The sequence below is a fragment of the Mesorhizobium sp. WSM4846 genome, from assembly GCF_055811415.1.
The window spans coordinates 70849-83413 of the sequence record NZ_JBVVPZ010000015.1; the positions used below are offsets into that span (position 1 = coordinate 70849).

The 12565-nt window shown below is 61.5% G+C and carries 14 protein-coding genes; 5 read left to right on the plus strand and 9 right to left on the minus strand.

All coding sequences use genetic code 11. The annotated features are described in order from the left end of the window. Window positions 1–183 precede the first annotated feature (183 nt). Complete coding sequence (locus AC0L15_RS15070) at window positions 184–1584, plus strand: adenylate/guanylate cyclase domain-containing protein (protein ID WP_287249235.1); 1401 nt, start codon at window positions 184–186, stop codon at window positions 1582–1584. A gap of 54 nt (window positions 1585–1638) precedes the next feature. Here AC0L15_RS15070 and AC0L15_RS15075 read toward each other — a convergent pair whose 3' ends face one another. After that, the gene (locus AC0L15_RS15075; RefSeq protein ID WP_287249234.1) at window positions 1639–2001 is read right to left on the minus strand and encodes a hypothetical protein; all 363 of its coding nucleotides are present in this window, start codon (window positions 1999–2001) and stop codon (window positions 1639–1641) included. Window positions 2002–2172: 171 nt separating this feature from the next. Then, the gene (locus AC0L15_RS15080; RefSeq protein WP_287249233.1) at window positions 2173–2481 is read right to left on the minus strand and encodes a hypothetical protein; all 309 of its coding nucleotides are present in this window, start codon (window positions 2479–2481) and stop codon (window positions 2173–2175) included. Between the two features lie 182 nt (window positions 2482–2663). Between AC0L15_RS15080 and AC0L15_RS15085 the strand changes: the two genes are divergently transcribed. Genes AC0L15_RS15085 through AC0L15_RS15095 form a run of 3 tightly spaced genes read left to right on the plus strand, consistent with a single transcriptional unit; the run spans window position 2664 to window position 7674 of the window. Beyond that, window positions 2664–3065 (plus strand): FixH family protein, encoded by a 402-nt coding sequence (locus AC0L15_RS15085; protein WP_287249232.1) that lies wholly within the window; start codon window positions 2664–2666, stop codon window positions 3063–3065. Next, the gene (locus tag AC0L15_RS15090; RefSeq protein WP_473496539.1) at window positions 3062–4510 is read left to right on the plus strand and encodes an efflux RND transporter periplasmic adaptor subunit; all 1449 of its coding nucleotides are present in this window, start codon (window positions 3062–3064) and stop codon (window positions 4508–4510) included. The genes AC0L15_RS15085 and AC0L15_RS15090 overlap by 4 nt, the downstream gene beginning before the upstream one ends. Then, window positions 4507–7674 carry an efflux RND transporter permease subunit gene (locus AC0L15_RS15095; RefSeq protein WP_473496540.1) on the plus strand — a complete coding sequence of 1056 codons (3168 nt, stop codon included), beginning with the start codon at window positions 4507–4509 and terminating at the stop codon, window positions 7672–7674. Before AC0L15_RS15090 ends, AC0L15_RS15095 begins: the two co-directional genes overlap by 4 nt. A 177-nt stretch (window positions 7675–7851) precedes the next feature. On the opposite strand, the gene AC0L15_RS15100 is transcribed toward AC0L15_RS15095, so the two are convergent. The 5 genes from AC0L15_RS15100 to AC0L15_RS15120 form a co-directional block, all read right to left on the minus strand. Continuing rightward, window positions 7852–8184 carry a four-helix bundle copper-binding protein gene (locus tag AC0L15_RS15100; RefSeq protein ID WP_287249228.1) on the minus strand — a complete coding sequence of 111 codons (333 nt, stop codon included), beginning with the start codon at window positions 8182–8184 and terminating at the stop codon, window positions 7852–7854. Window positions 8185–8233: 49 nt separating this feature from the next. Continuing rightward, on the minus strand, window positions 8234–8470 hold the full coding sequence (copM, locus tag AC0L15_RS15105) for a CopM family metallochaperone (protein WP_353813123.1): 237 nt from the start codon (window positions 8468–8470) through the stop codon (window positions 8234–8236). A gap of 9 nt (window positions 8471–8479) precedes the next feature. Continuing rightward, entirely contained in the window at window positions 8480–8689 is a 210-nt protein-coding gene (locus tag AC0L15_RS15110; protein WP_353813122.1) for a hypothetical protein, read from the minus strand. A 651-nt stretch (window positions 8690–9340) separates the two neighbouring features. After that, on the minus strand, window positions 9341–9727 hold the full coding sequence (locus AC0L15_RS15115) for a hypothetical protein (protein WP_287249226.1): 387 nt from the start codon (window positions 9725–9727) through the stop codon (window positions 9341–9343). After that, window positions 9724–9903 (minus strand): hypothetical protein, encoded by a 180-nt coding sequence (locus AC0L15_RS15120; protein WP_287249224.1) that lies wholly within the window; start codon window positions 9901–9903, stop codon window positions 9724–9726. Before AC0L15_RS15120 ends, AC0L15_RS15115 begins: the two co-directional genes overlap by 4 nt. A gap of 124 nt (window positions 9904–10027) precedes the next feature. Between AC0L15_RS15120 and AC0L15_RS15125 the strand changes: the two genes are divergently transcribed. Next, window positions 10028–10609: a TetR/AcrR family transcriptional regulator gene (locus AC0L15_RS15125; protein WP_287249298.1), complete on the plus strand. Its 582-nt coding sequence runs from the start codon at window positions 10028–10030 to the stop codon at window positions 10607–10609. A 71-nt stretch (window positions 10610–10680) separates the two neighbouring features. On the opposite strand, the gene AC0L15_RS15130 is transcribed toward AC0L15_RS15125, so the two are convergent. Both AC0L15_RS15130 and AC0L15_RS15135 read right to left on the minus strand, forming a co-directional pair. Then, window positions 10681–11421, minus strand: a complete 741-nt coding sequence (locus tag AC0L15_RS15130) for an amino acid ABC transporter ATP-binding protein (protein ID WP_287249296.1) — start codon at window positions 11419–11421, stop codon at window positions 10681–10683. Window positions 11422–11476: 55 nt separating this feature from the next. Then, window positions 11477–12565: an amino acid ABC transporter permease gene (locus AC0L15_RS15135; RefSeq protein ID WP_287249222.1), complete on the minus strand. Its 1089-nt coding sequence runs from the start codon at window positions 12563–12565 to the stop codon at window positions 11477–11479.

Consider the following 12565-nt stretch of genomic DNA (forward strand, 5'->3'; position numbering starts at 1 on the left):
AGGCCGTCGGAAAACGTCGGCCCGCCATCGCGAGTGGCTGCCAAGATCCTTTTGGGGATGCCGCACTGTCGACCGCGCTACGATCGTTCTATCGGGACGATCGATGACCCCTGTGGCCCTCGAAACCAAGGATGCGGTCCTCGTCGATAGGTTCACCTAATTTCGAAATCGAGCTGAGTACCTATGACATCCAGCAATCGCGCTCGAACGGAGATCGATGTTCTCATTTCGGAGGTCGAGCAGCGCAACGAACTGCGCACCGCGCTTTGGCGGTTCGTGGCCTTGTTCGTGTTCGCGCTCTCCGTCGCGCTTGAACCGGATATCGTCAATCACGAGATCCACCTCACGCTGCTGAGCGCCTATGCCGCGATTAGCTTTGTAGCTGTAGGCCTGGTGATTACGAGGTTATTCCGCCCATGGCTAAACTGGATTTATGTTGCAGTAGACGCGTCGCTCGTCATCTATCTGACCGCCGAGCACCTCCTTGACTCCGCCTCTTCCTTGGTCGATGCGCTGGCAACGCCAAGCCTCGCGATCGCGTTTGTGCTTCTTTCACACGCGAGCATGCGCATGCGCGCGGGGCCGGTTGCCGCCTTCGCACTCATCGTTATTCTTGGCTCCTCGGCGGTTGTCTTGATGCCGATTTGGGAGGACGGTTTTGGAGCCGTCTTCCGCCTCTCTTCGGAAGAAACTCAGGCAGCGGGCGTTCGGCTTGTGGCTTTCACCGTCGTCGCGGCGATCCAGATCGTTCTGGTATTGGACATCCGGCGGCTGGTGCAAGAAGCGGTCGCAAGTTCTAGCGAGCGGGCGAACTTGACCCGCTTCTTTGCTCCCGAGACGGCTGAGCGCTTGGCAACGGAGGGTGCAAATCTTGGTCTTCGCCGCCAGGAAGCGGCGATACTGTTCGTCGATATCCGAGGCTTCACGAGGCTCTCGGAGACGATGCCGCTGGAGGAGATAGCATCCCTCCTCACCGAATACAGGCGGCGGGTGACGCAGGCGGTATCGGGATGTGATGGGGTCGTGGACAAATTCATCGGCGATGGCGTCATGGCTGTATTCGGCTTTCCTTTGCCGCTCGCGACCGCCGCGCTACGCGCGTTCGAATGCGCGGTCGAGTTGTCCCACTTTCTCGATGTGTGGAGCGAGATCAGGGTGCGCGACGGCGAGGAACCCCTCAGTTTCGCGATCGGCGTTCACTACGGCCACGTGATCGGGGGCGTCATACCGGGAGAACATCATAGCGAATACACCGTTATCGGCGATTCGGTAAATCTGGCCGCCAGGCTTCAGGCGATGTGCAAGCTAACGGACGCTCGCATCGTCATCTCGGATGAACTCGCCTGCAAACTGCCGCGGCATTGGAGGACGCCTGAGTGGCAAACGCAGAGGGCTGCAACCGTCCCGGGCCGATCTGAAACCGTCGACGTCCATCTGCTGCCAACGCAGGCGTCAAGGATACAAAGTTACCAATCGCAGGGTCCCGATCGGAACGCTACACGGCCGGCCGATGCGCCGCGCGCCGTGCGACCTGTCACGGCGACGGTCAGGCCAGAAACCCGGTCGGCCGCATCAGGGGTATAAGCCGCTATTATCAGTTGAAGATCGGACGATCCGGTGACCTCACATTCACGGGTATCAAGACGAGGGGACCGCACAAAATGTCATCCAGAGATATTCTTTCCAATCGTCATGTAAGGCTCGGCTCAGAGGCATCACCATTGGATATTTTCGCGTGCCTACACTCACATACGCCGGATAATTACAGCGAACGCGCGCACGATGCCTGCCGGTATCTTCATACCTGATGGCGCCGCTCGCGTCCGTCTCGACTAAACCGATGGCAACGTCATAGTCGCCATCTTGCGAGACGCTATTGTTCAGGACGCGGAGCTGAACCGAGGTGGCATCCGGAAAATAGGCAGTGTAAAAGACCAGTTGCTCCGCCGCCATCGAGGGCGTAGCCACCATCACGCCGGCAAAAAATGCAATGGCGCGCATCTCCTCCTCCCGAGGATCCAAGACGATGCTATCATCTCTCGCGTCGATATTCGATTCGATTCTACTCTCCGGCAGTGGGCCGCGCCCATGACATCGCGTTTGTAGCGAACGGCTTGTGCGCCGTTCACAAGAAGGTCACAAATCCCGGAAACACTATCGTCCGGTGGCTCCCTATGCCAAAATGTGGTCGATGACGAACTTGTTCGGTTTCGGAAGAATGCTCTTACTGCTGGCCGTATTCGGGCTGGCCTTTGCACCCTTGGGAGCTTCGCCCTCGAGTGCCGCTGTCGCCGGGCCAGCTTTATCGATCATGCAAGACGACATGCCTTGCTGCCCGGATGGCAAGCCAATGGTGCCGGACTGCGGCAAGGATTGCCCGTTGGCCGTTTTGTGCGTGTCGGGGATGGTCAGCGCCCCGCTTGCCGAAGCGCACTCCTTCTTTCTCCTTGCGCCGGTCGGCGACGACTTCCTGAACGGCAAAGACCTGATCCTACCCTCGCTTATCGGCGAACCGCCCCCGCGACCACCCAAAGCCTGACTGGCAAATAGGCGCGTTTAGCGCCGCGACCCGTGCAGAGGAAGGCCGCATGGGCCGTTCGCATGACGTTGTCATGCTCGCGCCGTGCGCAAGCGCGGAACACTGTCAGTCGGAAACATTGATCATGAAGTCGAAACTCGCATTTCGCACCGCGATGCTTGCGCTTGCATCCGTCACTGTCGCTTCCCAAGCGGCCAAAGCAGCGCAAGAGGACTACGAATTCCAGCTCGTTGAGAACGAGATCAAGGAAGGGGGCGGCGCCATCGTCGCCGTCAGGCTCCTCGACAAGAGGACAGGCGCCCCGGTGGCCAACGCCGTCGTGTTCGCCACCAGAATGGACATGGCTCCGGACGGAATGGAGGCGATGAGCACGCCCGTCGAGGCGCTGCCGCCCGAGGAGCCCGGCATCTATCGCTTCAAGACCAACCTCACGATGGCGGGCGGCTGGCGATTCTCGCTTGCCGCCAAGGTCCAGGGCGAGACCGAGACTGTCGAGCGCCGCCTGGAATTCAAGGCCGTCCAATGAAAAGGTTCGGCTCATTCCTGACCCTCGCCGTATTGACGGCAGGGGCGGGCGCCGGCGGATACTCGGCCGGACAACATGATCTATCCGTCTCGGACATCGTGCAAATGATCGAGACGACCATCGGGCGCCCGCTCAACGCGGAACCGAAACCGGCGACTGCCGAACCGGCTCCCTCTGGTCACGTCATCTACTACCGCCATCCCGACGGAGATCCCGCCTATTCGCCGACACCAAAGCGCACCGAAGATGGCCGGGATTTCGTGGCGGTTCTGGCAAGCGAGGATGTGAGCTTCGAGTTTCGCCCCGAGATGAAGGTAGGCGGCGAAGCGGTGGCGCCGAGCAACCGGAAGATCCTCTACTACCGCAATCCCATGGGCCTGCCGGACACGTCTCCTGTGCCGAAGAAGGATTCCATGGGGATGTACTACATTCCCGTCTTCGAAGGTGAAGCGGATGACGGCTCGACCGTCAAAGTCTCGGCAGGAAAGCTGCAACGGACAGGCGTGAAGACAGCGCTGGCCACCAGAGGCGCGATCAAACGTCCGGTCCGGGTCCCCGGCACAGTCACGCTGGACGAGCGCCGCGTCAGCGTCGTCTCGACTCGCACCGAGGCTTTCCTTGAGGAAGTGGCTGACGTGACGACTGGAACGGCGATTGAAAAAGGCCAGCCGCTGGTGCGGTTCTACGCCAAGGAGATCGCCGCGGCAGGTGCGCTTTATGCCGCCGACCTGAAGGGCGACGCGCGTGGAGGCGCGGTCGCAGGCAGCCTACAGCGTCTGGAAAATCTCGGCGTCCCTGCGGAAGCGATTGCTGAGATCGAGAAGACGAAGAAGGTGCCGATCTCGGTTACGCTGATGGCGCCCCGCAGCGGCGTTGTCCTGGAGCGCTTGGCCGTCGACGGCATGATGGCGGAGGCGGGCCAGACCCTGTTCCGGATCGCCGATGTTTCGACCCTCTGGGTAATGGCCGATGTGCCGGAATACGAGTTGAGTTCGGTTCGTATCGGGGACAAGGCGACCGTCCGCATCCGCAGCCTTCCGGGCAAGGTGTTCGAAGGCAAGGTCGGTCTGATCTACCCTGAAATCCAGGGGCAGACCCGGACCGCGAGGATTCGCATAGAACTCCCCAATCCCGGGGGGCTGCTGCTTGCCAACATGTATGCCGAGGTGGAGATCGCGACGGGCGGCACTGATCCTGTCGTGGCCGTGCCCGACAGCGCCGTCATCGACACGGGGGACCGCCAGGTTGTGATCGTCGACAAGGGCGAAGGCAGCTTTGAGCCGCGCGACGTGAAGATCGGTATGCGAGGCGACGGTATGGCCGAGATCATGGAGGGCCTTGCCGAAGGCGAAAAGGTCGTTGTCTCGGCTAACTTCCTGATCGATGCCGAAAGCAACCTGAAGGCCGCGCTCAGCGCGCTGACGCCTGCGGAGGCGCAGCCATGATCGCAAAGCTCATTGCCTGGTCGGCCCGAAATCTGATCCTCGTATTCTTCGCGACCGCACTTGCCGCTGCCGCGGGGGTCTATGCGGTCAAGACCTTGCCGCTGGATGCCATACCGGACCTCTCCGACGTCCAGGTCATCGTGTTCACCGATTATCCGGGCCAGGCCCCGCAGGTCGTCGAGGACCAGGTCACCTATCCGCTGACGACCTCTATGCTGACCGTGCCACGGTCGAAGGTGGTGCGCGGTTTCTCCTTCTTCGGCGTATCCTTCGTCTACGTGATCTTCGAGGACGGCACCGATCCCTATTGGGCGCGGAGCCGGGTGCTCGAATATCTGAACGCGGCCGCCAGCCGTCTGCCCGACGGCGTTTCTCCAGCACTCGGACCGGACGCGACAGGCGTCGGCTGGGTTTACCAGTACGCCGTCGTTGCCAAGGAATTGTCCCTCGCGGAACTCCGTTCCCTGCAGGACTGGGTGGTCCGCTTCGCAGTCTCGAAGGCAGAAGGGGTGTCCGAGGTCGCAAGCGTCGGCGGTTTCGTGAAGCAGTACTCGATCGTGATCGATCCCTCGCGGATGCGCGCTCAGGGCGTGACGCTTTCGGAAATCGGCGAAGCGGTTCGTACCAGCAACATGGACACGGGCGGCCGCACGGTCGAGATCTCCGAGTTCGAATTCATGGTGCGTGGACGCGGCTACCTAAAGAGTGCGACCGACATCGAAAGCATCGCGTTGAAGTCGGTCAGCGGCGTGCCGCTCAGGCTCGGCGACGTCGCGAAGGTCGAGATTGTGCCTGACGAGCGCCGCGGCATCGCCGAACTGAACGGCGAGGGCGAGGTCGCGAGCGGCATCGTGCTGCAGCGGGTCGGCGCGAACGCGCTCACCGTCATCGAGAACGCCAAGGAAAGTCTCGCTGAGATCGAAAGGAGCCTGCCTGAAGGTACCGAGATCGTGCCCGTCTACGATCGTTCAAAGCTCATCGAGGCTGCGATCGAGACTCTGAAGTCAACGCTGGTGGAGGAGAGTATCGTGGTAGCCCTCGTCACCATCGTGTTCCTGCTTCATGTGAGGAGCGCATTGGTCGCCATCATCATGCTGCCCGTCGGCATCCTGATGGCTTTTGCCGCTATGAAGCTGCTTGCCCTCGGCTCCAATATCATGAGCCTCGGTGGCATCGCTATCGCCATCGGGGCGATGATCGACGCGGCGATCGTCATGATCGAGAACGCGCACAAGCACCTGGAACGGGCGCCTCCGGGCAAGCCCCGCATCGAGCTTTTGATCAAGGCTGCAGCCGAGGTCGGGCCAGCGCTGTTCTTCAGCCTGCTCATCATCACCGTCTCGTTCCTGCCGATATTCACGCTTGAAAGCCAGGAAGGCCGTCTGTTCGGTCCGCTCGCCTTCACCAAAACCTTCGCCATGGCGGCCGCAGCGCTGCTCTCGGTGACACTGGTGCCCGCCCTGATGGTGATGCTGGTGCGCGGCCGCATCGTGCCGGAGCACAGAAATCCGCTCAACAGGCTGCTTATCGGGCTCTACCGGCCGATCATTGCCAGTGTGCTGAGGGCAAAGACGCTCACGATCCTGCTCGCCATTGTCGCCCTTGGAGTGACGGTTTGGCCCGCGCGCCAGCTCGGCAGCGAGTTCATGCCGAACCTCGACGAGGGAACGTTGATGTACATGCCGACGACCTTGCCGGGAATTTCGGTCACGAAGGCGGCCGAACTGATGCAGATGCAGGACCGGATTATAAAATCCTTCCCCGAGGTGGAATCCGTCTTCGGCAAGGCGGGCCGGGCGCAGACCGCGACCGACCCTGCGCCGATCGAGATGTTCGAGACCATCATCAATCTCAAGCCGAAATCGGAGTGGCGGCCAGGGGTCACGTCGGAAAGTCTGAAAACCGAGATGGACACCGCGCTGCAGTTTCCGGGTGTGTCGAATGCCTGGACGATGCCGATCCGCGCCCGCATCGACATGCTGTCGACGGGCATACGCACGCCCGTCGGGGTCAAGGTCTACGGCACCGACCTCGGCGAGATGGAAAATGTCGCGCGCCAGATCGAGGCGGTACTCAGGGCGGTGCCGGGCACGTCGAGCGCTTATGCCGAGCGGGTGATCGGCGGTTACTATCTCGACATCGTGCCCGACCGGGCAGCCCTCGGACGCTACGGCCTGTCGATCGGCGACGTGCAGGACGTGATCTCCATTGCGCTCGGCGCAAAGGTGATCACGTCCACGGTCGAAGGCCGCGAACGCTATGGCGTCGCCATGCGCTATCCACGCGCGCTGAGAAGCGATCCCGGTGCGATCGCCCGCGACGTGCAGATCGCACTGCCTGGCGGCGGCTTCGTACCTCTCGGAGAGGTGGCCAAGGTCGAACTCACGCGCGGCGCGACCTCGATCCGCACCGAGAACGGGCAGCTCGCAGTCTACATCTTCGTCGACATCGCTGGCCGTGATCTCGGCGGCTACGTCAACGAGTCGCAACAGGCCGTCGCCGCCGAGGTAAAACTGCCGCCCGGTTATTCGGTCGCCTGGAGCGGGCAGTTCGAATATCTCGAACGTGCCCAGGCGCGGCTTAAGATCGTCGTGCCGCTAACACTCGCGCTCATCTTTCTGCTCCTCTACCTCAACTTCCGGGCGCTAACCGAGACGCTGATCGTCATGCTGTCGCTGCCCTTCGCAATCGTCGGCGGCATCTGGATGATGTGGTGGCTGGGCTTCAACATGTCGGTCGCGGTCGCGGTGGGCTTCATCGCGCTCGCCGGCGTGGCCGCCGAAACCGGGGTCATCATGCTGATCTATCTCGACAACGCGTGGAGCGAAGCGAGGGCCAGATGTGCGGCCGGGAAGCGGAGTTTGACCAAAACGGATCTTAACGAGGCGATCATGTTCGGCGCCGTCGAGCGCGTACGCCCGAAGATGATGACCGTCGTCGCCATCATGGCGGGCTTGCTGCCCATCCTGTGGAGCACGGGCACCGGATCGGAGGTCATGCAGCGGATAGCCGTGCCCATGATCGGCGGCATGATTTCATCGACCATCCTGACGCTCGTCGTGATTCCGGCTGTCTACGGCATCGTCAAGGGCTGGCGGTTGCCGAGCCGGAGTGCGGTCGAGGAGCCAAGAGTAGACGCACGGCTGAAGTTGGCCGCGGAATAGGAGCGAAAAATGATGGAACAGATGATGTCCGGCGGAATGTGGGGAATGGGGGTGGCAGGCTTCATTCTCCTGGCTCTGGTCGTGCTCGAGATCGCTGCCTTGGTCAAGTTCGTGTTCTTCAGATGACAATCGCAGTAACGAGGGCGCTCGGTCTGAACCGTGCGCCCTCAGCGGCTTCTAGGCGGCCATTTTCCGGCAGCTCTCTGCGCAGCGACGGCAGGCCTCGACGCATTCCTGCATGTCGCCAAAGCGCTCGCAATCATCCGCACATTCGTTGCAGATCTCGGCGCATTCGCCACAAGTATGCTTGTGGTGCTCGGAACCGATGAGCATGAAATGCGCCGATGTCCGGCAGATCTCGGCGCACGCCATCATCAGCGTAAAGTGCTTCTTCTCCGTGTGCTGGCCGCCAAGTTCGAGACAGTGGCCCATCGCGGTCGACAGGCACACGGAATAGCAGTGCAGGCATTCGTCGATGCAGTTTTTCATTTCGGGGCTGAGGTGATGCATGGAAGGTGTCCTTTCTTCGAGTTTAGAAGCGCTATGACGCTCCTGACGATCACTTTGCGTTGGTCTCAAGCCACTGCTTGAACTCGCCGATTTCCTTGGTCTGAGCGTCGATGATCGTCTGGGCCATCTTCTTGGCTTCGTCATTGTCGCCGTATTTCAACTCGACTTCGGCCATGTCGATCGCGCCCTGGTGATGCGCGATCATCCCGCACGCGAAGGCAACATCAGGGTCTTTGGCCATCATGCCTTGCATCATGGCAGGATGCATCTTCATCATCGCCGCCATGTTGGCCTTCTACGCTTCATCCATGCCGGACATGTCCATGCCGGCCATTCCTGCCATGGTGTGCCCCGCTGTCGCGCCTTCAGCCTGACCGCATTGCTCCGGCAGCGGCGCTGGAGCCACATCCATAGGCTGGTCGGAGGATTGCTGGGAGAATCCCGCCGAGGCGAAACTCGAGAGCAGCAGTGCCGTAGCGATCGTGAGTTTGGTTTTGGTCATCATTTGTCTCCTGAATGCTTGAACTATGACGCGCGGCGCCAAAGTCTCGCCCCGGCACCGGCTCGTGGCATGAATTCGCTTAGAGCTTTGGAGGTCGGTCCAACCGGTCAGGGATTTCGCGAGCCGGGCAGGTTGGCGGTTTCGACACGGACAGGAGATTTCAGCGCGGCACTCGGCAGAGTCGCCGGTACAGCTGGGAAGCCGGCCACGCAATGGAGCGCCGAACAGCAATGTGCGACGCGATGGCCGGTATTTGCGCATGGGTCGGTGTCATCCGCCTCACTGACTTGCGTCGTCGAATGCGGCAATTGCAATTCCGTGCTGGGAGGATGAGCGTGGTTCAGCGCGGTAGCGGGTTGCCCGGCCGACAGAAGCAAACCTGCAGCGAAGCAGATGAAAACGGCTGCCTTCGCCCGCCGTAGAACTTGCAGGTGTGCAACAAATGACATGCTGCGTAACGGAAGCGCGAAAACTTTGTTCCGGTGCGGCGGAGCGCCGGTGTAGACGGGTGCATCTATGGATGCGGACCCATGGATCCCTCATGCTGCTTGCGCCACCCGTACCGGGTCAAGCCCCGCGGCTTGTACAGCGACAGCGCCACCGGCACGAGCAACACCAGCAGCCCTCCCACAGCGTGGATCACAGGTGAGACCCTTAGCCCCCGAAGATCCGCGCTGGATAACTTCGTCTCTGCAGAGACGCTGCTAAATAGCCAATTAGCTCCAGCTGAAGCAGCAGAACGATGGTGACAAGCACGTTCAGAAGAAGTTTCGTCAAGACCCAGTAGTGCCGGAACAGACCCCATGGAGTGCCCAGCGACTGGACAAGCCCGGTCACCAACGATGCGAGAACCAGCGGAACGATGACGTACCAGGCGATCAACTCCATCGCGAGATAGGCGGCGCTCACCATCTGCGAATCCTCACTGGCCAGGCCGGCGACGGCGAGGGCCAGGAAGCCGGCGACCGCGCCGAGCGTGCCGACCGAGGAGGTGACATGCACGGTGAGGGTGAACTTGCGAAGGCCGGGTGTCATGATCATGGCTGTTGCACGCCAGGCTCCGTAACGCTGGGGGAGGGCATGTGCCGGCCGGGACCGTGGGGCCCGCCGACGCCGGTGAAGATCGCGGTCATAACCAGCAGGACCAGGATGATCGCGATAATTCCCGACACTTTTACCCAGCGTGGTGCGCCGGGGTAGGAGGGCGGATCGGCCATGTACGTTCCTCCGGCCTCTATGTCGACATCCAATGACGGCCCGATTTTATCGAGACAAATTGTCTATGTAAAGTCATGATGTCTCTTATCTCGACAAAGTCGCCACGTCAGGTATCTTGGGGTGATGCCGAAGCTGTGGAACGAAACCATCGATGCACACCGCCGTGCGGTGCGTGACGCGACCTTGGACACCACTGCGGCGCTGGTGGCCGAGCACGGGCTTCTGTCGGTGACGATGTCGAAAATCGCCGAGGAGACCGGAATAGGCCGTGCGACGCTGTACAAGTACTTCCCGGACGTTGAAGCGATCCTCGTCGCCTGGCATGAACGTCAGGTCGCCGGGCATCTCGAACATCTAATCACAATCCGGGACCAGGCTGGCGACGCTGGCGAGAAGCTCAAAGCGGTGCTCGAGGCCTACGCGTTCATTTCCCACGAGCACCACGGCACCGAACTCGCGGCGCGCCTGCATCGAGGCGAGCACGTCGCCCGGGCGCAGCAGCGGCTCAGCCATCTCATCCGCGACCTGTTAACCGAAGGCGCAAGGATTGGTGACATCCGGGATGATATCGCGCCCGGCGAGCTTGCAATCTTTTGCCTCCACGCCCTCGCAGCGGCCAGCAGCCTGCCATCCAAAGCAGCGGTCCGCCGGCTCGTTGCGGTCACTCTGGCCGGGTTGCGGCCTCTACGCGCCAGCCGCAGGTGAGCGTGGGGGTCGTCATCACATTGCCTCACGCCACGCGCTCCATGCTGACCATACGCACGAGGAATTGCGTGCTAATGCAGGATCTGGGCCAGATACAGCTTGCTGCGCTCGTGGTGCGGGCTCGAGAACTCGGCCGGTGTGTTGATCTCGACGATTTCACCCTGGTCCATGAAGACGACACGGTCGGCCACCTGTCGGGCGAAGCCCATCTCGTGGCTAACACACAGCATGGTCATGCCCTCTTCGGCCAGCGAAATCATGGTGTCGAGCACTTCCTTGACCATTTCAGGGTCGAGCGCCGAGGTGGGCTCGTCGAACAGCATGATCTTCGGGCTCATGCAAAGCGAGCGCGCGATGGCCACCCGCTGCTGCTGGCCGCCGGAAAGCTGCCCGGGATATTTGTGCGCCTGATCCGGGATCTTCACGCGATCGAGATAGTGCATGGCGACCTGCTCGGCATCCTTGCGCCGCAACTTGCGCACCCAGATCGGCGCCAGCGTCAGGTTTTCCAAAATGGTCAGGTGCGGGAACAGATTGAAGTGCTGGAACACCATGCCGACGTCGCGGCGGATCTCATCGATCTTCTTCAGGTCGCCGGTCAGTTCAATACCATCCACGACGATGCGGCCCTGCTGGTGCTCTTCGAGTCTGTTGATGCAGCGGATCATGGTCGATTTGCCTGAACCAGACGGTCCGCAGATCACCAGTTTTTCACCGCGTTGGATGGTGAGATCGATATGTTTCAATACGTGGAAGGCCCCGTACCACTTGTTCACGCCGACCATCTCGACGGCGGTGGGATCGTTTGTCATGGGCAGGGATGGAACGTGCCGGATGGCAGATACGGACGTCGACATTGCAGCATTCCTAGTGAGCGGCCGGGCCCCGCCGCTCCAGGAAATCGGCGAAGCGGGCGAAGGAGAAGGACAGCGCAAAGAAGATCGCGCCAATGAAGAGAAAGGTCTCGGCGGCTGGCGACGGCCATTCGGGGTCGGCCAGTGCAGCCTTGCCTGAACTGATCAGGTCGAACAGCCCAATGACCAGGACAAGGCTCGTATTCTTGATCATGACGATGATGGTGTTGGCGAGCGCAGGGATCACCACCCGGATGGCTTGCGGCAGGATGACGAGACGTTGTGTGCGCCAAAAGGGCAGGCCGAGCGACGCTGCTGCCTCATACTGCCCGTTCGGGATGGCCTGCAGGCCGCCGCGGATCACTTCGGCGAGATAAGCAGCCGCGAAGATGGTGAGCGCGACAAGCGCGCGCACGAACTTGTCGGGCAGCAGCGCCTCGGGCAAGAACAGCGGCATCATGATTGACGCCACGAACAGGATGGACAGCAATGGCAGTCCACGCACGGATTCGATCAGCAACACCGCGCCGACTCGGACGGCCGGCAGGGTCGAGCGCCTTGCCAGCGCGAGCAGGATGCCGACCGGAAAGGCGATCCCGATGGCGACGACGGTCAAGATCAGTGTCACCGGCAGGCCGCCCCAGGATGAAGTCGGCACTTCGGCCAGTCCGAAGCCTCCCCCCATCAGCCAGAAGATCAAAGCGAACGCTGCCACCCAGAGCGCCAGCAGTCGTGACGTCCAGCTCGCCGGACGCACCGACCAGCCGAGCAGCGCCAGAATGAGCAGGCAAACAATGGCTGGTCGCCAGCGTTCGTCGAACGGATAGATGCCGAACAGAAGTTGGCCGGATTTGGCATAAATGAAGCTCCAGCAGGCGCCAGTGGCTGCTCGGCAGGCATTCGGGTCGGGGTCGAAGAGCACCGCATCGATCACCAGCCAGCGCAGCATGGGCGGCACGGTGACGAACAGCAGCGCGCCGAACAGCAGCGTGAGCGCGGCGTTGAGCGGTGTGCCGAACAACAGCTTGGCGGGGCGCCGCAGGCCGGCGAACCGGAAATGGTCCGGCGTTGCCTCGGAGGACATGGGAAGAGACATGGCCAT

What these genes read in the sequence shown, in the direction of transcription:
- AC0L15_RS15100 (WP_287249228.1), bottom strand. Translation starts at nt 8,184, where the DNA reads ATGCATCACCTCAGCCCCGAAATGAAAAACTGCATCGACGAATGCCTG.
- AC0L15_RS15110 (WP_353813122.1), bottom strand. Translation starts at nt 8,689, where the DNA reads ATGATGACCAAAACCAAACTCACGATCGCTACGGCACTGCTGCTCTCG.
- AC0L15_RS15075 (WP_287249234.1), bottom strand. Translation starts at nt 2,001, where the DNA reads ATGCGCGCCATTGCATTTTTTGCCGGCGTGATGGTGGCTACGCCCTCG.
- copM (WP_353813123.1), bottom strand. Translation starts at nt 8,470, where the DNA reads ATGGCGGCGATGATGAAGATGCATCCTGCCATGATGCAAGGCATGATG.
- AC0L15_RS15120 (WP_287249224.1), bottom strand. Translation starts at nt 9,903, where the DNA reads ATGGCCGATCCGCCCTCCTACCCCGGCGCACCACGCTGGGTAAAAGTG.
- AC0L15_RS15125 (WP_287249298.1), top strand. Translation starts at nt 10,028, where the DNA reads ATGCCGAAGCTGTGGAACGAAACCATCGATGCACACCGCCGTGCGGTG.
- AC0L15_RS15085 (WP_287249232.1), top strand. Translation starts at nt 2,664, where the DNA reads ATGAAGTCGAAACTCGCATTTCGCACCGCGATGCTTGCGCTTGCATCC.
- AC0L15_RS15070 (WP_287249235.1), top strand. Translation starts at nt 184, where the DNA reads ATGACATCCAGCAATCGCGCTCGAACGGAGATCGATGTTCTCATTTCG.
- AC0L15_RS15090 (WP_473496539.1), top strand. Translation starts at nt 3,062, where the DNA reads ATGAAAAGGTTCGGCTCATTCCTGACCCTCGCCGTATTGACGGCAGGG.
- AC0L15_RS15130 (WP_287249296.1), bottom strand. Translation starts at nt 11,421, where the DNA reads ATGACAAACGATCCCACCGCCGTCGAGATGGTCGGCGTGAACAAGTGG.
- AC0L15_RS15135 (WP_287249222.1), bottom strand. Translation starts at nt 12,565, where the DNA reads ATGGCCATGTCTCTTCCCATGTCCTCCGAGGCAACGCCGGACCATTTC.
- AC0L15_RS15095 (WP_473496540.1), top strand. Translation starts at nt 4,507, where the DNA reads ATGATCGCAAAGCTCATTGCCTGGTCGGCCCGAAATCTGATCCTCGTA.
- AC0L15_RS15115 (WP_287249226.1), bottom strand. Translation starts at nt 9,727, where the DNA reads ATGATCATGACACCCGGCCTTCGCAAGTTCACCCTCACCGTGCATGTC.